The organism is Leptolyngbya iicbica LK, assembly GCF_004212215.1.
GTDB classification, from domain to species: Bacteria; Cyanobacteriota; Cyanobacteriia; order Phormidesmidales; family Phormidesmidaceae; genus Halomicronema; species Halomicronema iicbica.
The window spans coordinates 1-22,830 of record NZ_QVFV01000012.1 but is presented as its reverse complement, the minus strand read 5'-3'; the positions used below and the strand labels follow the sequence as shown (position 1 = coordinate 22,830).

The 22,830-nt window shown below is 54.5% G+C and carries 16 protein-coding genes; 10 read left to right on the top strand and 6 right to left on the bottom strand.

The annotated features are described in order from the left end of the window. Positions 1 to 102: 102 nt before the first annotated feature. The 6 genes from DYY88_RS23065 (at position 103) to DYY88_RS23040 (ending at position 9,623) form a co-directional block, all read left to right on the top strand. Positions 103 to 1,461, top strand: a complete 1,359-nt coding sequence (locus DYY88_RS23065) for an aspartate aminotransferase family protein (RefSeq protein WP_084607080.1) — start codon at positions 103 to 105, stop codon at positions 1,459 to 1,461. Positions 1,462 to 1,808: 347 nt separating this feature from the next. Further along, on the top strand, positions 1,809 to 2,489 hold the full coding sequence (locus DYY88_RS23060; protein WP_039727271.1) for a DNA alkylation repair protein: 681 nt from the start codon (positions 1,809 to 1,811) through the stop codon (positions 2,487 to 2,489). 1,071 nt (positions 2,490 to 3,560) lie between these two features. Continuing rightward, positions 3,561 to 3,752, top strand: coding sequence for a DUF2811 domain-containing protein (locus tag DYY88_RS23055; protein ID WP_201279011.1), 192 nt, complete (start codon positions 3,561 to 3,563; stop codon positions 3,750 to 3,752). Between the two features lie 316 nt (positions 3,753 to 4,068). After that, positions 4,069 to 5,301 (top strand): MFS transporter, encoded by a 1,233-nt coding sequence (locus DYY88_RS23050; protein ID WP_039727269.1) that lies wholly within the window; start codon positions 4,069 to 4,071, stop codon positions 5,299 to 5,301. A gap of 35 nt (positions 5,302 to 5,336) precedes the next feature. After that, complete coding sequence (locus tag DYY88_RS23045) at positions 5,337 to 6,104, top strand: slr1353 family protein (protein WP_039727268.1); 768 nt, start codon at positions 5,337 to 5,339, stop codon at positions 6,102 to 6,104. A 426-nt stretch (positions 6,105 to 6,530) separates the two neighbouring features. Next, positions 6,531 to 9,623, top strand: coding sequence for a tetratricopeptide repeat protein (locus DYY88_RS23040; RefSeq protein ID WP_130199574.1), 3,093 nt, complete (start codon positions 6,531 to 6,533; stop codon positions 9,621 to 9,623). Positions 9,624 to 9,679: 56 nt separating this feature from the next. On the opposite strand, the gene speA is transcribed toward DYY88_RS23040, so the two are convergent. Then, positions 9,680 to 11,662 (bottom strand): biosynthetic arginine decarboxylase, encoded by a 1,983-nt coding sequence (gene speA / locus DYY88_RS23035; RefSeq protein ID WP_084607079.1) that lies wholly within the window; start codon positions 11,660 to 11,662, stop codon positions 9,680 to 9,682. 353 nt (positions 11,663 to 12,015) lie between these two features. Between speA and DYY88_RS23030 the strand changes: the two genes are divergently transcribed. From DYY88_RS23030 to DYY88_RS23020, 3 genes are all read left to right on the top strand, one after another. Beyond that, on the top strand, positions 12,016 to 12,852 hold the full coding sequence (locus DYY88_RS23030; protein ID WP_044151245.1) for a biotin--[acetyl-CoA-carboxylase] ligase: 837 nt from the start codon (positions 12,016 to 12,018) through the stop codon (positions 12,850 to 12,852). Positions 12,853 to 12,977: 125 nt separating this feature from the next. Further along, positions 12,978 to 14,129 (top strand): peptidoglycan DD-metalloendopeptidase family protein, encoded by a 1,152-nt coding sequence (locus DYY88_RS23025; RefSeq protein ID WP_052288453.1) that lies wholly within the window; start codon positions 12,978 to 12,980, stop codon positions 14,127 to 14,129. Positions 14,130 to 14,910: 781 nt separating this feature from the next. Then, entirely contained in the window at positions 14,911 to 16,554 is a 1,644-nt protein-coding gene (locus DYY88_RS23020) for a helix-turn-helix domain-containing protein (protein WP_044151244.1), read from the top strand. 27 nt (positions 16,555 to 16,581) lie between these two features. Here DYY88_RS23020 and grxC read toward each other — a convergent pair whose 3' ends face one another. The 4 genes from grxC to DYY88_RS23000 all read right to left on the bottom strand — a co-directional run bounded on the left by grxC (position 16,582) and on the right by DYY88_RS23000 (position 20,807). Further along, positions 16,582 to 16,905 carry a glutaredoxin 3 gene (grxC, locus tag DYY88_RS23015; protein ID WP_039727265.1) on the bottom strand — a complete coding sequence of 108 codons (324 nt, stop codon included), beginning with the start codon at positions 16,903 to 16,905 and terminating at the stop codon, positions 16,582 to 16,584. A 138-nt stretch (positions 16,906 to 17,043) separates the two neighbouring features. Then, complete coding sequence (locus DYY88_RS23010; protein ID WP_039727263.1) at positions 17,044 to 18,378, bottom strand: glutamate-5-semialdehyde dehydrogenase; 1,335 nt, start codon at positions 18,376 to 18,378, stop codon at positions 17,044 to 17,046. 110 nt (positions 18,379 to 18,488) lie between these two features. After that, positions 18,489 to 19,439 (bottom strand): DUF1517 domain-containing protein, encoded by a 951-nt coding sequence (locus DYY88_RS23005; protein ID WP_039727261.1) that lies wholly within the window; start codon positions 19,437 to 19,439, stop codon positions 18,489 to 18,491. Between the two features lie 411 nt (positions 19,440 to 19,850). Further along, positions 19,851 to 20,807 carry a phosphoribulokinase gene (locus DYY88_RS23000; RefSeq protein ID WP_039727258.1) on the bottom strand — a complete coding sequence of 319 codons (957 nt, stop codon included), beginning with the start codon at positions 20,805 to 20,807 and terminating at the stop codon, positions 19,851 to 19,853. Positions 20,808 to 21,453: 646 nt separating this feature from the next. Here DYY88_RS23000 and dps point away from each other — a divergent pair. Further along, the gene (gene dps, locus DYY88_RS22995) at positions 21,454 to 21,966 is read left to right on the top strand and encodes a DNA starvation/stationary phase protection protein Dps (protein WP_039727256.1); all 513 of its coding nucleotides are present in this window, start codon (positions 21,454 to 21,456) and stop codon (positions 21,964 to 21,966) included. Positions 21,967 to 22,089: 123 nt separating this feature from the next. On the opposite strand, the gene DYY88_RS22990 is transcribed toward dps, so the two are convergent. Further along, the gene (locus DYY88_RS22990; RefSeq protein ID WP_039727255.1) at positions 22,090 to 22,680 is read right to left on the bottom strand and encodes a sulfite oxidase-like oxidoreductase; all 591 of its coding nucleotides are present in this window, start codon (positions 22,678 to 22,680) and stop codon (positions 22,090 to 22,092) included. Positions 22,681 to 22,830: the final 150 nt, after the last annotated feature.

The window sequence follows — 22,830 nt, the reverse complement described above, 5'->3', positions numbered from 1 at the left end:
ATTGTTCATCGTCGAGAACATCTGTGGACCGATAAATCACGCTAAAACTACTGCATGCGTCGCCGTGCGAGGACGCATCAAATATCTCATGAGGTCAAGCGAATGGTCTTAATTGGTGGCAATGCTCAAACGACAAGCACCGCTCTGCCCGTCAACCCCGTGCTAGAGAAGGCTGAAACGACGCTCATTCGTTATGGCGGGGCCTTCTCCAGCTTTGTGGCTCACCGCGCCGAAGGCTCGTTTATTTACGATCGCAGCGGCCGCCGTATGCTCGACTTTACCTCTGGTCAAATGAGCGCCATTTTGGGGCACAGCCACCCCGACATTGTTGAGACGGTCAGCCAGTCGATTGGGACGCTGGCGCATCTGTTTAGCGGCATGTTGTCAGAACCCGTGGTGGATCTGGCTGAAGCCCTCACCGCCCTCACCCCGACCGGTCTTGATCGAGTGATGTTTTTGAGCACGGGTGCAGAGTCGAACGAAGCGGCGCTGAAGATGGCGCGACTAGCCACCGGGGGGCACGAAGTCGTGAGTTTTGCTCAATCCTGGCACGGCATGACTGGGGGAGCCGCCGCCGCCACCTATTCAGCGGCGCGGCGCGGTTACGGCCCCATGGGTGTGGGCGGCATGGCGATTATGGCCCCCAATTTTTATCGCCCGACCTTTGGTTCAGCGGCTGAATATGACTGGCAAGCAGAGCTGGACTACGGTTTTGAGCTGGTCGATCGCCAATCGACTGGCGCGCTGGCCGCCTTTATCGCTGAGCCGATTCTCAGTGCGGGGGGCATTCTCGATTTGCCAGTGGGCTATCTGCAAGCCCTCAAAGCCCACTGCGAGGCCAGGGGCATGATGCTGATCATCGACGAAGCCCAAACCGGACTCGGTCGCACTGGGGAAATGTTTGCGTTTGCGAGAGATGCGATCGTGCCGGATTTTCTCACCCTTTCAAAAACCTTGGGAGCCGGATTGCCCCTGTCGGCCGTGCTCACCTCGGCAGAGATTGAGGAAAAATGTCATGAACGGGGCTTTGTGTTTTACACCACCCACGTTTCGGACCCGCTGCCCGCAGCGATCGGACTAACGGTGTTGGAGGTGCTGCTCCGTGATCAGTTGGTGCAGCGAGCTGAGAGCGCGGGCCGCCAGCTCCGACAGGGACTCGAAGCGCTCCGAGCGGAGTTTGACTGTGTGGGCGATGTACGGGGGCGTGGCCTGTTGCTGGGTCTGGAAATTGTGCGCGACAAAGAGAGCAAGGCGGCGGCCCCCGAGTTGGGCGATCGCATTACGCAAAACGCTCTGGATCGAGGCTTGAGCATGAATATCGTCAACCTACCGGGCATGGGCGGCATCTTTCGTATTGCGCCACCGCTGACGGTTTCGGATCAGGAAATCGAGTTGGGCGTATCGATTTTGCGCGATGCGATCGTTGACGCCTTAAAGAGCATGAGTGCCGCTCAAAATTAGGCGGGCCATCGTGCTAGGGGAGGATATCTGGGATCAGCCGCGATCGCCCTCCCCTGGCACCGACCTAGGAATGAGGATTTTATAAAATCCAAGTTTGGTTGTGCAGGCATCTTGTCTGCACTTGGACAGCCGAGACGGTTGTGCAGGCATCTTGTCTGCACTTGGACAGCCGAGACGGCTGTCCACACATCATTAAATCCCCATTCCTTAACCACGGGAGCACTCAGTTCTCCATTGCGGGCGATCGCCCAAACACGTACCCCCAGCAGTCGGCTGCCCATCGGCTGACATCTTGCTATCAGCGCCCACCAGCACGTTACTCAGACCATGCTGCCCTCAGAAATGCCATGACACCCTATCTCGACGCCATTCAACACCTGTATAGCGCCCAAGCGGATCCTGAAGCAGCGGTGCCGATGAAAAAATACATGCGCAACCAATTCGAGTTTTTAGGCATTAAAACTCCGGCAACAAAAGCGCTCTTCAAACAGTTGGTGGCAAATCACGGTTTACCCCCACTCGACCAACTCGACGCCATCGTCCGAACGCTGTGGAGCTGGCCCGAACGCGAATATCAGTACCTCGCCCTCAACTTTTTAGATAAGTACCAGAAGCAGCTGACGCCCGACTGGGTGCCGCTGCTGGAATATTTGGTGACGACTAAATCCTGGTGGGATACGGTGGATGCCATCGCCAACCATAACGTGGGCAAGCTGTTACAGAAATATCCGGAAATCCGCGATCGCACCCTCACCCCCTGGCGACAATCTGACCACATTTGGCTACGGCGCACGACCATCCTCTTTCAACTCGGTTATAAAGCCGAGACAGATGTGCCGCTGCTGTGGGCGATTGTGGCGGAAAATCAGGCCTCCGATGAGTTCTTTATTCAAAAGGCGATCGGCTGGGCCTTGCGTGAATATTCCAAAACCGATGCCGATGCCGTCAAAGCGCTAGTGGCAGCCACCCAACTCGCGCCACTGAGTCGGCGCGAAGCCCTGAAATGGCTGAACCGAAAAGCACAATAGCCCTTCACAGGCCAATGCTTAAAGCTGGCCTTGCTCCATCGAGAATGGCGTCAAAGCAGCGCAAATGGACGCAAGACAGGGTCCAGCCCGCCGGGCATCATTGTGCCTAAGCGCCAGCGTCGCTCACGGCAAGCTGACTGACGTTGGGTTTCGTTGCGTCTAACCCCAACTTTATCAAGCCCTTTTTGGGGACAACCAAGGGTCGAGAAGAGGGGCTTTATTGGTTTAACCGATACTGCCAAAAAGCGACCAAAAATCGCGATGAATGAGATTAATTAGTGGCAAAATAAGCCGCATATTTTCTCATCCCAAACATCTTCAATGTAGCCATCACCACTGGCCTAAATTTGAGCTCAGCCTCCCACATCCACCGCCGCCACTCGCTTTTGACTGGCTCAAGATTACCGTTATGACATCCATCACAATGGGCCACTTTTGCCAAAGACGACCGGATCCAAACAGCGATCGCCCTTGAGTAGTTCAGATCAACTAGAGAGTCAAAATGTCGCCCTTGATACTTTATGGTCCGGAGTTAAACGCAACCTTCTCAAAAGCTCAAAACCCTTTCTATGAAAGGGCTTGAGCCCGTTGGAAGGGGTTGGCTCAAGGGATTGTGACCTGGCGTTGCAAAACTTTATTGTCAGATCTTTTAAAGTTTTTTGGATTTCACATTTAATCCACAGTTTTGGTAGAAAAATCCACAGACTTTTCCACAGCCTGCAACGAGTTTCAAGGTCTTTCTGAAAAACTGTGGATTAAGGGAAAATGAATTTCCACACGATGGGGAAAACCGAAAAAAACCGGGGATCATCAGCGTTGATCGCATGAAAGCCTGATTCCTTCGTTTCCGAATGCTCTTGTAGGCAGATGTACCGTTTTTTTTCAACATTGACACTGTTTTGCGGAGTAGGCAGAATGATGCCCACTGGAAAACGTAAGCGCCTGTGAACTCAGCGACTGAAACTCCTAACTCGTCAGCGAGTGGGGATAAGTCTGGAGTGCATGGAGGTGCAGTTTTCTAGTGTTTGCCGATTGGTTATGGTGTCAAAGGAGGAATGGATGAGCGGCCCTATGGTTAGCTTGTTAGTGGAAGTCCCAGAAGAACTCCACGAATCGCTTCAGTGTTATCTCGATTCTCATCCGGCCTGGAATCAGCAACGGGCGTTCTGCGCTGCGTTATCGCTTTTCCTGATGCAGAATGGCAACTGCGATCGCCGCGTTAATCGTATCTATCTCGATACGCTGTTTGACTTCGCGGCTTAACTCAGTTCGACTCCGGCGGGAATGATCAGCATGGGCTGGGGTTCCCGCCACTTTTTTTGTCTGGATCAACGAAATTAGGCGATCGCGATCGCTCGTTTCTGGCCCCGGATGCCACGGGGCGACGGTTGATTAAATAACGGTTTAACGTCCTACTGTTGCCCAAGTCAGTTTGCTAAAGTGAGCAGGCGCAAACAAGTATGGGCGGCCCTGGATGAGGCGAATGGTCAGGGCGTGTCGTTAGAAACAAGGTGCATCGTCAGGTTGGCTCGGTACGGCCACGACGGGTGTCGGTCAGTTGCATGAGGTTCTTGTCATTATGTCCTCCAGTGAGTTGAGGCCCGCGTCGGCTCAAGTCTTATGGGCCAAAGTGGTGGGTCTAGGTCTAGTGCAGGGTGCGATCGCCCTCATGTGGGTGATTTACAACCTGTACTTGGTGGAACTGCTGACTCAGGTGGGGCTACCGCAGACCCTGGCGACCGCGCTGCTGGTGGTAGAAAATCTGCTGGCCATGGTGATGGAACCGCTGATGGGCAGCCTGAGCGATCGCTTTCAGCAGCAGTTGGGGACGCGGTTTCCGCTGATTAGCTTGGGGGCAATTTTGGCCGCTGGCGCGTTCCTGGCTCTGCCCATTGCGGTGCTAGGGGGTTGGGCAGCAGCAGCACGCTGGATATTGCCCCTGATGCTGGTGCTGTGGGCGCTGACCATGACCATCTTTCGCAGTCCGGCGATGTCGCTGCTGGGGCGCTACGCCTTTGGCACTCGGTTGCCTCAGGCGGCGAGTGTGTTGACCTTGGTCGGGGGCGTAGCGGGGGCCATGGGGCCACTGGCGAGTGAACGAATTCTCAGTTGGGGGCCAGTCACCGCGTTTGCGTTGGGCTCGGTGGTCTTGCTGGTGGCGGCGTTTGTTTTGCGGGTGACCGCGCCTGAGGCTCCGGCAGCGGTGGGAGATGATCTCGCTCAGCCTGCGACTCAGGATATTTCAATAGCCGGGCTGGCCTTGATCTTTGGGGCGGGCGTCGGGGTGACGCTGGGCTTTCGTTCGTTAATGCTGCTCTTTAGCCGGGTGCTCAACGGTCAAGTGCCTGACGGCAATCCGAGTTTGGTTTTGGGCACGGTCTTTGTCACGCTGGCGTTGACGGCCATTCCGGCGGGAGTGCTGGCGGTGCGCTTGGGCAATCGGCGAGCGATGGTATTGGGGTTGGCCGCTTTGGCGTTTGTGAGTGCGGCAATCGCCGCCGTGCCCAACAATGGAGCCGCGATCGCCCTGGCAATCCTGTTTGGGGCGGCGTTCAGCTTGGTTTCCAACGGCACCATTCCCTTCGCGCTGTCCTTGGTGCCTTCCTCCAAAGCGGGGCTAGGCACTGGCATGTTTTTTAGTGGCGGGGCGGCGGCTTCGTCGCTATTTGGCACTGTGGCCGCAGCTTTAAAGACGTTGCCGGTCGGCTTGCCCAGTCTGGTCGGCATCGTTGCCCTCGTGCTGGCGGGCAGTTGCATCATGGGTGCCCCCCGGCGGTTGTCGGCTCCTGTTAGCGACCCGGTGGAATCTTAGTCGGTAGCTCTGTATCGAGCTCAATGTGAGCAAGGATGACTGTGTCTTTTCAAGCCTTTCGCGATCGCTACCCCGATGCTCAGATCCTCAGTGAGTTGCTGCTGGTGGAACGCGAACGCTTTGTCGTCAAAGTCACCATTACCACAGCTTCATCGGGAGTCGCCTCAGGGTTAGCGACCCACACCGCGATCGAAGTCGCCGAAGACCAAGCGCGCCTCAGAGCCATGGCCGCCCTGGGCTATGCCGCGACCGAGCCAGTGGCATCGGCCAGTCCCCTTCATCCCCAATCAACCGCTCCTCTACCGGCCCCAGAGAGCGCCCCTGAGCCCTCCCCATCTCAGTCAGCCATGGCGGCCCCGATCTCGCCGCCAACCGCAACCGAGCGAACGCCCAAGCCCAAACCGTCACCGTCGAAACCAGCAAAAGCGATCGCCACCTCCCAAACGGTGGCCAAAATTCAGCCCCAACCCGAGGCGATCGAGCCTCAGTTAGCCAGCTTTGAGGACGATGACAGTCATCTCGACGGGGATGACTTTGAGGAAACGATCGCCCCAACCGAAGAGCCACTGCCCGTATCGGAAGCGCCGCCCGAACCTGCTGCCGCCCCCATCTCCGCTGAATCATTGCCCGCGCCGATCAACCTGTCTGATGTCATTGCCCAAACGGATATTGAGTTGCGCCGCCTCGGCTGGTCGGTGGAAACGGGACGCGAATATTTAGAACAGACCTATCAAAAGCGATCGCGCCACGAGCTTTCCGAAGAAGAGCTGATCCAATTCCTCTGCCACCTGGAATCCCTATAACCTTCATCCAGGTCTAGCCATGGAGGTTTACAGCCAAGCCAAAAAGTTGTGGCAGACACATTCCAGCAACGTGCCCAACATTCCCGCCAGGTATCGGTGTGGAAGGATTCGTCGTTGATATGGTCATTGCTGATTACCAACAGCTTGTTAAGGAGATTCCAATTAACGGTACCGCAGGCGTTTTGGGGATGGGCGCGGATGACCTGGAAATTGGACATCTTCTTTTTTGCTCTTGCTTTTGATATTGCCTTTTTCAAACTGAGATTGTAAGTTTCAGGCGATTGATGCATTGGCTGTGCGCTGCCAAATAACTATTCAGAGGGACAGTCGGCTTTACCGCAGAGAAAGCACCCGACAAGATCGGCAATCGCCCATAAATTTGCCAAAATTGAGGCGTCCAGTTCCGCAGCCGATTGACTTCTTTTAATGCCATCCTCCCCCTCCCCAAAAAACTTTCAAGACATTCTCAGGCAACGGCAGCAATCTAGTTTCGTAGGGCGAAAGGATCAGCTCGATTTATTCCGGCAAAATCTGACCTATTCGCCGGAGGATGCCCGACGATACTTTGTGTTTAATCCTTGGGGACAAGGGGGAGTGGGCAAAACCACCCTCTTGAGACAGTTTCGAGAGATTGCCCGCAGTCAGGGCGGTATTACGGCCTACATCGATGAGGGGGAGCGCGATATTCCAGGAGTGATGGCTCGCTTTGCCCGTGATCTGGCGCAGCAGGGGTATGAATTGCCAGAATTTAGCAAGCGCTATCGCCTTTATCGCCAAAAGCAGGAAGAGTTAGAAGCTGATCCCGAAGCGCCCCAAGGATTTTCTGCCTTGATTGGGCGCACCATGGCAAAAACGGCGGTGAAATTGGGACGTCAGGTGCCGGGGGCGGGGGTCGCCTTTGACCTGGTGGATGAAGAGGCGGTCGCGACTCAAGCGGGGGAATGGGCAACCTTTGTGGCGAAGAAACTGGGCAACAAGGATGAAGTCCATTTGATTCGAGACCCGGTGGCGGTGCTCACGCCGCTGTTTTTGCAAGACTGGGGTCGGGTAGCATCACAAGTCGATGTGGTGCTGATATTTGATACCTATGAGCGCACGGGCGAGTTTTTGGATGATTGGCTGCGGGATGTGTTGCAAGGTAGCTATGGTGAGGTGCCGATCAACTTTTTGTGGGTGATGGCGGGGCGAGAAGAGCTAAATCGCAATCGCTGGGCGACTTATGAAGGCATCATGATCCGCTTGCCACTAGAACCGTTTTCCGAGGCGGAAGCTCAGCAGTATTTAGCGAGCAAGGGTGTCACCGATCCCGGCACGGTGGCGATGATTTTAAATTTGTCGGGATGTTTACCGCTGCTGGTTGCCACACTGGCGGAAGGGACCCCTGATCACCCTGATCAGGTCGGTGATGCGAGCGATACGGCAGTCGCTCGGTTTCTGAAGTGGGAGAGTGACCCGCAACGACGACAAGTGGCTCTGGATGCAGCGCTGCCGCGATCACTCAACCAAGATATTATTGCCCAATTGCGTCCTGATGATGGAGCAGATGAACTATTTGTTTGGCTGAAGCAAAAACCCTTTGTACGAGAACGCACGGATGGCTGGGCGTATCACGATGTAGTGAGAGCGCAAATGCTGCGCCATAAGCGACTAACCTCGCCCCAAAGCTGGGCTTATTTGCATGGCAAGCTGGCAGATTATTACCAGGCGCAATGCGGTGCCCTGGCATTGGAAGAAAACGATCGATACACGGATCTGACATGGCAAGTTCATCAGTTGAACGGGATGTATCACCGCCTATGTCAAGCGCCACAAAAGCAATTGCCCATTGTGCTGAACGAGTTTTTGGTGGCTCTGAAGAACAAACGGACATTTGCTGAGCGATGGGCTGACGTCATGGTCCAGGCCGGTAAAGACAGTGAGATGACCGCAATTGAGTACTGGGGCCACCAATTGGCTGGGGGCTTAAAAGCCTACAGTAAAGATCGTTATGACAAAACCCTCGCAATGTTTACCGCATTAATAAACTGTCGTGAAATTGCCCCACAATGGCAGCCAATTGCTTTTGGATGGCGTGGCAAAACTTACCGATTGATGGAGCTGTATGAGAACGCATTAGACGACTTTAATCGCGCTATTGAGCTTGACCCAGAATATCAATGGGCAATGACTGAAAGAAGTCTCACTCATTGGATAACAGGGAGTTACGAAAAGGCACTGCAAGACTCTAACCGGGCAATTCAGCTTAATCCTGAATACGATTGGGCAATTGCAAACCGAGGTAAAACTTACCAGTTGATGAAGCGGTATGAAAAGGCACTGCAAGACTTCACTCGCGTCATTGAACTTGACTCCAAGTTTGAATTAGTTCTTGCAGAAAGAGGCAAAACCTATCAGTTGATGAAGCGGTATGAAGAGGCACTGCAGGACTTCACTCGCGCCATTGAACTGAACCCAGAATATCAATGGGCGATCGCCCAACGCGGTCAAACTTATCGGTACATGGAGCGGTATGAAGAGGCGCTGCAGGACTTCACTCGCGCCATTGAACTGAACCCAGAATATCAATGGGCGATTGCCCATCGCGGTCAAACCTATCGATTAATGGCGCGATATGAAGAGTCGCTGCAGGACTTCACTCGCGCCATTGAACTGAACCCAGAATATCAATGGGCGATCGCCCAACGCGGTCAAACTTATCGGTACATGGAGCGGTATGAAGATGCGCTGCAGGACTTCACTCGCGTCATTGAACTTGTCCCTAAATATGACTGGGCAATTGCCCAACGCGGTCAAACCTATCAGTTAATGGAGCGGTATGAGGAGGCGCTGCAGGACTTCACTCGCGCCATTGAACTTGTCCCCAAATATGACTGGGCGATCGCTCATCGCGGTCAAACTTATCAGTTAATGGAACGATATGACGAAGCTCTGCAAGACTTTACTCGGGCCATTGAACTTGTCCCCAAATATGACTGGGCAATTGCCCATCGCGGTAAAACTTATCAGTTAATGGAACGATATGACGAAGCCCTGCAAGACTTTACTCGGGCCATTGAACTTGACCCCAAATATGACTGGGCGATCGCCAATTGCTGCCTGACCTACTTACTTTCAGGGCAATATCACGAAGCAATAGAAAATTGTAATCTTGCTCTTGAATTAGACAGTAAGAACCCTCACTGTTTACTTATTAGAGGCACTGTATACAAAGTCCTTCAACAGTTGGAGTTTGCTGAAGCAGACTTTTCTGCAGCAATTCAATTAACTCAAGCAGAGTATGAAAAGGATCCTAGCGATGGGCACAACATATTCCCGCTGGCGCTGTGTCATCTGGCCGCAGGAAATGAAGAGCAGGCTAAGCGCTATTACCGAGACGCTCTACACTGCCAGGCCAGTCGCCAGAGCATTCAAGATGCCATTCAAGACCTTAAGACCTTTCTGAAGATATTTCCCGATCATCGGTTAGCCCGCCAAGCCCGCCAAGTACTGCAAAAAGCTTTGCAAAATCGAAGTGGATAGATTCAAATAAGTGGTTGGGACAACCTCATCGAAATAGATTCAATTGCTACTCTCTTTCAATCCGTAGACAGGTAAGTGTAATGGTTCAGGCTGTGCTCGTAATGCTGGAGCAGCAGTTGCGCCTCCTGAATGGTGATTTTGCCGTCTTGCAAAGCATATTCTGAACGGCGGCGAATGTTTTCGATCAGGTCTTCGGAGTCGTACTGTACATAACTGAGCACTTCCGTCATGGTGTCGCCTTTCACCACGTGCTCGATTTGATAGCCCTTGGGCGTCATGTGAATGTGGACAGTGTTGGTGTCACCGAATAGATTGTGCAGGTTGCCCATGATTTCCTGATACGCGCCGCCGAGAAATAGGCCGAGATAGTAAGGCTCTTGCTCCTTCAAGGGATGCAACTCCAGCACTGACTTCACATCTCGCAAGTCGATGAACTGCTCGATTTTGCCGTCGCTATCGCAGGTGAGGTCAGCCAGGGTGGCCCGGTTCGTCGGCTCCTCATCCAACCGATGGATGGGCATGATGGGAAACAGTTGGTCGATCGCCCACGCATCGGGCATGGACTGAAACACCGACAGATTGATGTAGTAAATCGACGCCAGATTCTTGTCCAGATCTTCCAAATCGTCGGGCACGTACTCTTCGTGGCGCACCAGTTCTAAAATGCGGCGGCAGCAAGCCCAGTACAGCCGCTCGACTTTGGCCCGTTCCGTCAAGCTCAAGTAGCCAAAGTTAAACAGACTGATGGCCTCGTCTTTGAACTGAACGGCGTCGTGGTAAGCCTCTTGGTAATTTTTGATGGTGACGTGGGCGTAGGTGTCGTACAGCTCGCGCAGTAGCGCGTGGTCGTCTTCCGTCGGGGGCTCAATGGCTTCTAAACCGGGGCGATCGCTGGTGCCCAACACGTCAAACACCAGTACCGATTGATGGGAGGCGATCGCCCGCCCACTTTCGCTGATCAGCGTGGGCACAGGCAGATTGCGCGCCGAACAGGCTTCCTGCACTTCCGCCACTACATCATTGGCGTAGTTTTGAATGCTGTAGTTTTTCGACGCCGAAAAGTTGGTTTTAGAACCGTCATAATCCACCCCGAGCCCGCCACCAACATCGAGATAGCCCATCTGGGCACCGAGTTCCGACAGTTCTACATAAATTTGGCAGGCTTCCCGCAGGGCGTCTTTGATCACGCTGATGGCGGAAATCTGGGAACCAATATGGAAGTGCAGCAGTTGCAGACAGTCCAGCATGTCGGCGGCCTTGAGCTGCTCCACCGCGCTGAGCACTTCGGGAATGGCGAGGCCAAACTTAGCGCGATCGCCCGCCGAGCCCCCCCACCGGCCAATCCCTTTGCTGCTGAGCTTGGCCCGCACCCCGAGAATAGGGCGAATATTCAGCCGCCGACTAGCCTCGATCACCAGGGGCACTTCTTCCAACTGCTCCAGCACGATGATCGGGGTGTGCCCCAGCCGTTGACTGAGCATCGCGGTTTCCACATATTCCCGATCTTTGTAGCCGTTGCAGATCAGCAAAGCACCGGGATTATCCAGCGTCGCCAGAGCAATCAGCAGTTCCGGCTTCGAACCCGCTTCCAGACCAAAGCGATGGGGCTGCCCAAAGCGCACCAAATCTTCCACCAGGTGGCGCTGCTGGTTACATTTCACCGGAAAGACGCCGCGATAGACGCCGCTGTAGCGGTAACGGGCGATCGCTTTGGCAAAACAGGCATTCAACCGCTCAATCCGGTCTTCCAAAATGTCGGAAAACCGGATCAGAATCGGCAAACCCAGATTGCGCTGCTTGAGTGCCGTCACCAGGTCGTAGAGGTCGAGGGAACCGCCGCGATCTCCCTTGGGTGCGACCATCACATGCCCTGCCGCGTTAATGGAAAAGTAAGGCTCGCCCCAGCCATGAATGCGATACAGTTCTTCGCTGTCTTCAATCGTCCAGAGCGCCCGCGCCTGAGCATGATGGGGATCTGCATTGACCTGAGATCGCAGTGCTTGCAGCATTGCTTCGCTAGATTGCCGAGTCGGTGACATATGCGCTTTATCCTCTTTTGCACTGCACAGGGAAACTGGGAACTGAGACAAGGTTCCGGACTCTCAGGCCCACCAGATGGTTCATCGCTCCGTTAAGCGTAGCAGGGCGATCGCTGCACTCTCTGGAGTTGTCGATAGACTACTACCAACCCTTGATGTTGTGGTGATTTTACGTCTCGGCACGACCATTGCACTGAGAGCCTATCCGGAAACCCCAAAAAGCGATCGACACAGATCACCAAAAAGCTTGACACACCGTAGGGTGGGCACCGCCCACCGTCATAAAATCCAAGCAGTCGGATAGGCTCTTATAGACTAAAAAGTCGTTCAAGTTTCCGCTATCTCCCGCAAGTATGCTCGATGCTCAACGCATAACCCAGGCACTCACGGGCTCCGCCGCTGAGTTGGGTCTGCAGGCTGAAGTCGCCTCCCTCCGGCCAGACTTTCAGCTCCATCTTTACGAACAATTGCCCTCAACCAATGAAACCGCCTGGCAACTCATTGACCAGGGCAGCGGCGCGGGCACCGTCGTCATCGCCGCCAGGCAAACAGCAGGGCGGGGGCAATGGGGCCGCACTTGGGTATCGCCGCCAGGGGGCCTTTACCTGTCTCTCGTGTTGGAACCGGAGTTGCCCCTACCCCAAAGTTTTCTGCTGACGTTGACGAGTGCCTGGGGCATCGCCACCAGTTTGACGAATTTGGGCGCGCCGATCCAAATCAAGTGGCCTAACGATCTCGTGAGTCAGCAGCGAAAGGTGGGCGGCATTTTAACCGAGAGTCGGTTAGTCAAATCCCCCACGGCGGGCGATGCCCCGCAATTGCAGCAAGTCGTGGTCGGCGTGGGCCTGAATTGGGATAACCCCTTGCCAGACAACGCGATTTCTGTGCGCGAGCTGTGGCCTGAGCCATCCGTGCCCAGGGTAAAAACGCTGGAAGCACTGGCCGCGATCGCGCTGCGGGGCATCTTGCAAGGACTGTATTACTGGCAGCAGCAAGGCAACGCCGCTTTCGTAAACGCCTACACCCAAAAACTGGCCCATCAAGGAAAAACAGTTACAGTGGACGGGCACACTGCTAGGGTCGAGGGCGTCTCTTTACAGGGTGAATTGATCGTGAGTGTGCAACACGAGGGTAAAAACTTCGTTCGATCTTTAAAGCCAGGTGAGATTCGCCTAGGCTACAATTACTGAGGTTTATCGTGGTGTCTGACGGAGCAGCGAATATGCAGCCGGAGCAACTCTCCCGCCAATCGAACGCTCATCTAAAGTCCCTGGCATCTGGGGGCACTCTTTTGTGGTTGAGCAGCGTTGGGGCCATGAGTGCGACGCTACTGCTCGGCAGTCTGCCCGTTCGCGCCGAGGCCGACCGCCCGATGGAGATTCCCACGGCGGTTGAGACCGTAGCGCCCGTTTCGCCCGCCGCAACTTCAGCCGAGTCTTTGTTGAAGCCACAGCTGAGCTCAGCCCCTTCTCCTGACTCTAATCCGCCCTTTGCCACCCCCGTATTTGAATCTTCGGCCCCCGCAGAGGCGAGTCCCCTGCCCGATGGCTCGGTTGCGGATAGCGTCCCGCCAGTTGAGGTCAATGCCGAAACCCTGCTCAACAATCCGTTAATTGACACCACTGATTACAGCTTGGGGGCAACCCGGTCTCCCGATTCACCATCTCTGCTGTTTTCCGATCGCGCGACTGGCTGTCAACTGACGGTCGGACAAGGGCAAGCTGTCGCTGGCAGCCTCTGCGATCGCTCGACACAAGCCAACAACTCCCCGGCTAACGGCAGCGCGACCGATAATGAAGGTACCCAGTTCTCAGTGGGACCAGTGAGCGTCGGTGGCAATGGCGTCACCATTGGCAACACGACGGTCATCAGCCGCGAATACTTCAATGAAAAGCTGCGCTCTCTGAACGTGATGCGGCGCGGCACCCAAGAGTTTGTCTTTCCGCTGGCGATCCCCTCGCCCATTACGTCACTGTTTGGCTGGCGCACCCATCCGATTTTTGGCGATCGTCGCTTCCATACGGGGACTGACTTAGGCGCGCCCGAAGGCACCCCCGTTGTCGCGACCCAAGATGGCGAAGTTCACATCGCCGACTACATGGGGGGCTACGGCCTGATCGTCATCCTTCGTCACGCCGAAGGCACCCTGGAAACTCGCTACGCCCACCTCTCTCGCATCTTGGTGCGACCGGGTGAAAGGGTACAGCAGGGCGAAGTCGTCGGGTTGGTCGGCAGCACTGGTAACTCCACCGGCCCGCACTTGCACTTTGAGCTCCGCGAATTGACCGCACAGGGCTGGATCTTGCTGGATCCCAACGAATTGATTGCCTACGCCGTCACCAACCTGGCCGACGTGCTGAATAATCCGCTCTTAGCACTCGGGCTAGAGTCAGATGAAACCTCCGAGGCTGGCCTCGGTGCAGACATGGAATTGCCCTATCGCCCGGCTCAACCCAACGCCAACTAAATTTCTGCTGCTGTCCCTGAGGGGTCTTCGCGATGCCGTCAGGGTTGCGGACCTTGCTTCCTTTGGAAGAGCGATTTAGATAAAGCAATAGCCCAACTCAGCAAACCCTAGCGTTATCGAGGGTTTGCTGAGTTGGGCTATTGCTTTATTTAGACTGCATCTAGCGGCTAATCAAACACCCAAAAATCGTTAGAGAACGTAAACGACTCCTCTCAATCATGTGTGTTTTTTTAGTTTCTTGTTATTAGCATTGCATCTCTTCTCAGATCATCTAGCAATGTAACAGATGTGAGTAAATCACTATGTTTGAGATGGCAGTAAGTTGTTTTTGCTACAAAAGAAAACGCTTCATTGTCCAAATTGAACCGATGACTAGAGCGCCGAAAAATAGGTGCTAAAACGGTATCAAGCGTTATCGATCTAAGCGATTGGTATTGTTATTCCTATATGTCAAACGGGTATATATAGCCGCGAATACTGGCGCAGAAATCGGTCAGTATCGCTCTCATTGCACTAAACCTTCTGCCAATTTTTTGCTTGATGGGTTGTCGTGGTGAGTCGAATTCAACCCTGTCGCAGGTTTTTGATTGCCGAGCAGTGGCTCATCCCATTCAGCGATCGCGCTGATGAGATTGCAGCATTTCCTGCCCCTGCTCAAAGCCTCGAATTAATGACCCGTCGCCTAAAATCGTGACTTGCGAAGCCCATAAAGCGGATTCTGTATTTTTGTCAGCGAGTTGCTCAGACCGATTTCAGACCACCGACCCAGGGGAAAGATTAAATGGCTCAGACGGTCAATAACGAAAACTGTACGCTGTGTAGTGTCTGTCAATCCGTTTGCCCTGAGGGAGCCATCAAGACCCAAGCCGATGGTGACGGCTTTTGGGTTGATCCGACTTTGTGCAACGACTGTGTGAACGAACCGATGCCACTTTGTGCGGAATTTTGCCAGGTGAATGCCGTCGCTAAGCTTCAGCCCAAAAAGGGGCGTTGTAAGAGTACGTTGCTGCCACCCGCAATTCCTGAAATCTTTCTCAATGGCAAAACGAATCCCTTTGCCTCTTCCATCGTCATTTGGGAAAGTTGCAACATTTTGGCGCAGCGTTCTGCCGTTGCCTGGCAGCCCGATGACGAGGGCGCGTGGTGCTATCAGCGATCGGTCAATCGAGGACGGGGCAATCTCAAGTTTCGCCTGGCTGCTGACCCGACAGATGCGGACCTCGTTCCCCTGACGGCGTCAACCACCCAGTCCGAGGATATTTTTGCCGACTTTGATATTCGCGCCGCCTGTGTACACCTGATTTTGGCCGCCCAAATTACGACGTTAAATCAGCCTTGGCAAGAAACCTTGGTCATTAATGACCAACACTTTGAGCAGTATCTCGGTCTTGATAAACGTCGCGATTTGACCAAACTTGAGCGGCTAACCCTGATTAAGTCTTTGGTCTATCAATGCTGTCGGCTATTCGTGACAGTCGATTGGCCCCGCCAGGGCAAAGTACCCGCCTTTTTATTGACCGAGCACCCCGTTTGGCAGCTCATCGATACCCACTACTACTGGGAAGAGGATGCCGAGGGACACAATCATTTAATTGGTCTCAGCTTTACGATCAAAGCCGGAGTCTGGGCCAAGCATTTCCTCAATAAGCAAGACTATCGCCGCCATCGTGCCTTTTACCAATACGGGGCACTGCCGCAATCTCTGTTGGCAGAGGTGATGAGTAACTGGCAACAACACGAAGGGGCCGTCCGGTTACTGCTCTGGCTCTTGTTTAAGCTACGGTTGGGCGACCAGCATCGCATGACTGTTCGGACACTGCTCAAAATTGCCTATGGTGCCGATCGCCTCACCGAAGCCACGACCGTGCGGGGAGCCCACAAAAGATTACTCAAAACTTTTGAAGGGGATTTAGAGGCGGTCTATCACTATGGGCTCACGCCAATTTTTGATGCTGAAACGTATCCCCCCGATATTCAACCGATGTGGATGCGCGTGAATCAAATTCCAGACTCAGCGGACGAAGCGTTGGCCTTTTGGACAGAGGATGCGAATCATCATCTCAGTCTCACGGATGCCGCCCCCCGGGATAAATGGCAACGCCTGCTGAATGCCCGGCTCTGTGGCTTTGAGCTGTCTGACGAGTGGCAGCAGACCATTAAGAAAAAGTCGGTTACCCGTCGACAGACGGCGAAACCAACCCCGGCAAAAATGACGGATGTGATTCCTAGCGATGTGATTAAGTCGGCCCGACAAGAGCAGCAACTCTCGCAGCGGGCATTAGCCGAACGGCTGGGCAAGAGTCAAAGTTGGGTGCGCGATGTGGAAAGCGGCCGCTTTGGCATCAACGTTCAGGATCAATTGCTGTTGCGCACGATCCTAAATTTAGTGCCTGACGAGCCGGCCACCCAGCAGGATGAGCGATAAGGGTTAGGCAATGAAATGACCCGGCTACTAGAGCTCTGCCGTTTTCACCTGTCTGAGTAGCGGATCTAAGCGACCTTGGCGATCCAGGGCATACAGGTCATCGCAGCCGCCGATATGATCGTTGTTGATAAAAATTTGGGGCACCGACTTGCGCCCGTTGGCGCGTTCGGCCATGCGCACTCGGGCAGCCCCATCACCATCAATTTTATATTCCTGATATGCCACCCCTTTCCACCAAAGCAGTAGCTTAGCGCGAATGCAGTAGGGGCACGTCTGCCAGGTGTAAATCTCGACATCAGCCTGGACGTCGGCTGAATGGCGATTAAAGAAACGGTTGAGCAGCGCAAACATGATGAATGGGTCGCGATCGCTTAGAAAACTCTTCGCTTGCTAGCATGACGCATCTGCTTAGGGACGGCAAGTTGCCTCGATGCGTGTCTAACGGTGAACCGCCAGGATAGTGGTGCCAACGGGTGAAATTCTTAATCCTTAAGACAGCAAGTTTTTGTGGGTAAAGGGTTTGGCGGTTTCACCAGAATAGGTGGCGACAATGTGGCCATTCCCAATCAGGTGATATTTATAGGTCACAAGCCCCTCTAACCCTACCGGCCCGCGCGGCGGCATGGTTTGGGTACTGATGCCCACTTCGGCTCCGAACCCGTACCGGAAGCCGTCGGCAAAGCGAGTAGAGCAGTTGTGATAGACCCCAGCGGCATTGACCTGACTGCGGAAGGTGGCGGCAGCTTCTGGATCTTCCGTGACAATCGCATCCGTATGGCGCGACCCATAGGTGTTGATGTGGGCGATCGCCGCCGACAAGGAATCCACCCCTTTGATAGCCAGTACCAGATCGCTATATTCCGTCGCCCAATCGGCCTCCGTCGCGGGCGTTACGTCTGGCAGAATGGATTGGGTCAACGCATCACCCCGCAGTTCCACCCCATGTTGTCGCAGGGCAGTTGCTAGCTGGGGTAAAAAATCGGCAGCGATCGCTTCGTGTACCAGCAAGGTTTCGATCGCGTTGCAGGCCGAAGGATAGCCGACCTTAGCGTCGATCGCAATTTGGATGGCTTTCTCAAAATCGGCCACTTGGTCCACATACAGGTGACAAATACCGTCAGCGTGTCCCAGGACCGGAATGCGCGTGTTGTCTTGCACAAACCGCACAAACGAATTGGAACCGCGCGGAATAATGAGATCCAGATACCCTTCTAACGCCAGCATGGCGCGGGTCTCTTCGCGGGTGGTCAACAGTTGCACCGCCTCCGGATTCACGCCAGCAGCTTCCAGGCCCGCGCGAATGGCCGTCACCAGCGCCTGACAAGAGCAGACGGCTTCTTTGCCGCCTTTCAAAATTACGCCGTTGCCCGATTTCACCGCCAGGCTCGAAATTTGCATGACAGCGTCGGGACGAGATTCGAAAATCACTCCCAATACGCCCAACGGGGCGCTGATGCGTTGCAGTTCCAAGCCAGTATCCAACTCGGTGTGGAGCTGAACGGTGCCTACCGGATCGGGCAGTTTCGCCACATCACGAACGCCCGCGATCGCCCCTGCCAGCTTCACGGCATCCAGTTTGAGGCGATTGTAGAGCGGTTTCGCCAGTTGATCGGCGATCGCGGCTTCACAGTCAGCGGCGTTGGCGGCCAAAATGGCTTCGCTCTGGGCTTCGAGGGCGTCGGCGATCGCGGCAATGGCTCGGTTCTTGGTCGCCGTGGGCAGTGGGGCCAGGGCTTGGGCTGCGGCTCGTGTGCGTTGCGCAATAGGCAACAAATCCACTGCGCTGGAGGTGCTATTTGTCGTCGCCGCCTGAGATACCGTCATCGTTGCAAGTTCCCGAACCAGAGTGCAGTCTCAAATTTTAACAAACCCGCCCGAACCAAAAACGATTCGAGCGGGTTAGCCAATGATCGATTGTGATGCTTTACAGCCCGCTAGATCAGCGTCAATTCGGGATATTCAGCAATCATTTCGTCAGCTGTCAGCGTCTCACCCGACGCTTGAGGAGTCCAGAGAATTTCGACGGCCAAGAGGCGATCGCTCGACACGGCCCCCAACGTGCTCAACGCCTGACGCACATCCTGAGTCGAAGACACCTTGGGCAGATTGAGCTTGCCCTGAGTGGCCACAATCACTGAGGCCACGATGTATTGACCGGGTTCAGCCGTCGCCAGCTCCCCGGCCTCAGCTTCCTTAGCGGCAGCCTGCTGCAAGCGGTTGTTCACATTGCTCACCGACTCGCCCGTAAACTTGCTGCGCTCAGCTAGCGCCAGTTGGTTGAACTTTTGCTCGGCCGACAGTAAGCGGGTGGCTTCGGTCTGAGCAGTCGCATACTGCCAGTATTCAGGGTGACGCAGCAGAGACAGGCTCGCTTCTTGCAGCACCTGCGTCAGCCCAGTGGTCGAAGACGTGTCTGCCGACAATGCCATGCGGTTGAGGTCTTCTTGCAGAGAACGGGCCTCAGCCAACAGACCAATTTGCAGCTTAGCGACCGACACCGCCGGATTATCTGCCGCACCCATGCCGCCATCGTTATCGCTGCCCATCTCACGCACGGTGCGCATGATGAAGTTGGCTAAACCGATGAACAGGATGATCGTGAACAGACCGCCAAAGCCCCCGCCAAACCCAAACAGCGGAAACAAGAACGGGAAACCAAAGCCGCCGCCGGGATAGTAACCGCCCCCGCTGGGGCTGCGATAGGACGGACTCGGCGCCACTCGGGTTGGCGCCCGGAAGCTGCCGCCCCCAATGCGACCACCCGCCCGCGCGGCGAGGGCACCATCCGCATGACCAAAGACCAAAACGCCCACAAGAGCGATCGCCATCACTGGCTTAATCAGGGGCTTGAGACGACGAAAAAGGTTGTGAAGCTTGAAACCCATAATGCTATCCAGACAGTTTTTATCGCGAACTATACAGCGCTCTCTCTTACAGGTACACCATCAGGAGAAGGCGCGATCGCAGTTGTTCATACTGTAACGTTCTTTTAACAAGCCTTTGGGGAACTTAACCTCATGTTTGGATGGGCAATTTCCCTACCTCCAGCAGTCATCCTGTCGGGTTTTCCAAACAGCTCGGGCAAACAGCTCATGCCACGTAACTTTGAGACTTTGTGATGCTCAAGGGCGATCGCGATTTTCTGTAGACTCCAGTCCTACAGGCCACTGGTTGGGTAGGTTGCCAGCCTGTCGCCATTCCACACCTCTGCTCGGCGGCTCATCACCCTGGGCACAAAAATGGGGGATGAGCATTGTGCTCGCTCCCCCCGATAACAGTCCAATCGTGCCACCGTGCTATGCGGCTAACTGCGCCGCCACCTTATCGGCTTTCAACATGTGATAAGTGATGAAGAGCTGCGTCAACGCTAAGGGATAGCTTTGCAAAGTTTCCCCAGTTGTGCCGACCAGCTTACCGATCTCGTCATTGCCTTCGAGGCTGCAAAATTGCCCTAAGTAAGGCACTTCACCACACAAAATCCGCTCCAGCTCTTGCACCTGTTCTTGGGTCGCTTGACCATCAATTTCCAGCACATCCACGGGCTTGCCCATGTCCCGGTCAAGCACCAAGCGAATGGCATCTCCCAAGTGATTGCCCGTATCGTCCAAAATATGGGTGAAATCGGGGTGGGGAATGGTGGGGCGCAGCACTAATTTCACGTCGAGCAGCAAGTCATCTTTGCCGCCGTTGCCCTCAGCTGGGGGATAAAAGCTGACAATCACGTCGGCCCACTGCCGTTGGGGCCGGATAAAGGCTTCGGAATCGGGCTCGCGCGCCTTGAGCTGATCGAGCACTTGCTCTTCGGTGTAACCGCGTTTGCGAGTATCGCGCTTGATTTTCCAGGTGGCGCGGATTTCCTCAGGAGGCGCGAGGTACACCATCACGTCGTAGCAGTTGCGGGCGATCGCGGTGGAATATCCTAACAGCCCTTCCACAATGACAAACTTGGTCGGCTTGATGTATTCAGGCGGATCAAACATGCCCGTGGTGTGGTTGTAGATCGGCTTCAGAATAGGTTTGCCTTCTCGCAGTAGTTGCAAATGCTGTTCGATGATGTCGAGATAATTGCAGTCAGGATGCAGCGCCGAGATACCCATATCTTTGCGCTGTTGGCGATCGTAGCGGTGGTAATCGTCCGTACAGATGGCCGTGACCTGATCCTCACCTAAAATCTGACCGATCCCACGGGTAAGGGTGGTCTTGCCCGCGGCGCTGTCGCCCACGATCCCCAAAATAATTGGACGATTCGCCATAGTTCCTCCTAACCAAACTGCGCATATTTGCTTATCAATTGATTCTATTAATTGTAGGGATCAATGGATCTGGACTCAAGAAACTTATAAATGCTTTCCCAAAGAATTAGTAATCTTAATCACGCCAGACTCTAGCGTGTCTTGCATCGGGAAAGATGCCTCGCACAGCAATTTGTTTAGCTCGGCAAGGCAACCCTCCTCCCCAATTGCTACGGCTTAGCTATCTGGGTCACACAAATTTACCGATCAACTCGCCATCTCATTCTTGACTGGCACTTTGAGCTTTGGTCGCCACTGAATCTACCGCTGTACAGATGACAGACCATATTGGTTACCGGGATGCTGCTAGTTAAATGTTGTTTGGCTAGAACGCATATGTCAGTCACAATCGGGACTGTGTAGCGCGACAGCCGGGCAACACGAGCAAGTAATTCATCGATCGCTAAATCAGCGTCGTCACTGCCTTCCTAGTCGCATCAATGTCAGCTAGCCAGCGATCGCGATCGCCTTTGCAGCCCCATGGTTTACCTGCTGGTTGCAATGCGAAGTCATAACGAGTATGATTTATAAAAGGAGTTAAGATAGTGCGGCGCTGAAATTCGCTTCACTCGATAGGTCCGCTCAGGAATGATTAGGAGAAATTTTCATGGTTGCAACCACTGCTAAACCCACTGCCCGCTTTTATCCGACCCGTAATGACTTGTCTGCATCTGTGCGAGAGCAGGTAGTCACCGTTTTGAACCAGAGCTTGGCAGCAACGCTCGATCTCAAAACTCAGACCAAGCAAGCGCACTGGAACGTGAAGGGCAAAGATTTTTACCAGCTGCACGAACTCTTTGATGAGATGGCTGGCGAGTTGGAAGAGTACGTGGATATGGTGGCCGAACGAGTCACGGCGCTGGGCGGTACGGCCTTAGGGACTGCCAGAATGGCCGCTGAGCAATCGATTTTGCCGGAGTATCCGGTTGATGCAGTCAGTGGTGCCGACCATGTCACCGCCCTCGCCGATCGCTATGCCGCCTATGCCAAGCATGTACGTGAAGCGATCGATGCAACGGATGAATTGGGCGATGCTGATACAGCTGACCTTTACACCGAAGTGTCACGCACCATTGACAAGCGCTTGTGGTTCTTAGAGGCGCACCTCATTAGCGAATAATGTCTTCGGGCCTTCCCCGTGATTGCCTGAAGCTGCTTGATGACCAGTTGCCCCTATCGCTCTGACTCGGGTTGGAGCGGTGGGGGCTCAGCATGGTATCCAGTTTGCCGTTCACCAACCGGATTAGCGACCCGCATAACGCTCTTCGGCAAAGGGTTCGCCGCGACGGTGATAGCCGTTACGCTCCCAAAAGCCGAGGCTTTCTTCGGCTAAAAACTCAATACCGTTGAGCCATTTAGCGCTCTTCCAGGCGTAAAGGTGGGGGACGACGAGGCGCATGGGGCCACCATGATCAGCGGGCAACGGTTCCCCATAGAGGGTGTGGGCAAAGAAATTTTCGGGACGATTGAAATCCTCTAGGGTGAGGTTGGTGGTGTAGTCGCCGAAGCAATGCAGCAACACATGGGTCGCAGTTGGTTCGACCTGGAGTGTGGCGAGAAAGTCCGGCACCGCGATGCCCGTCCATTTCACATCCAGCTTTGACCAGGTGGTGACGCAGTGAAAGTCGGCGGTGAAATCTTGCTGGGGCAGCGCGAGCATGTCGTCCCAGGTATAGCGCTTGGAGTCCGCGAGCCCCCAGGTTTTTAGCTGCCACTCCCCGCGTGCAATTTGTGGGGTGTCGCCGTAGGTCAAGACGGGAAACCCTTTGGCTAAATGCTGTCCGGGAGGAACGCGATCGCGCATCTCAGGCCCCGGTTTCTCGAAGTATTTCATCGCCTCTCCTTTCAGCAGTCCATCAAAGTTGCCAGTCGCAGTCCTACGGTTCGCCGATTGGCATATTCAGCTTAGAGGATGTTTGAGAATTCATCCGAGGTATCAAATTAGGCTAAGCGTCGCACCATAATCCGAATCATAGCGAGGTAG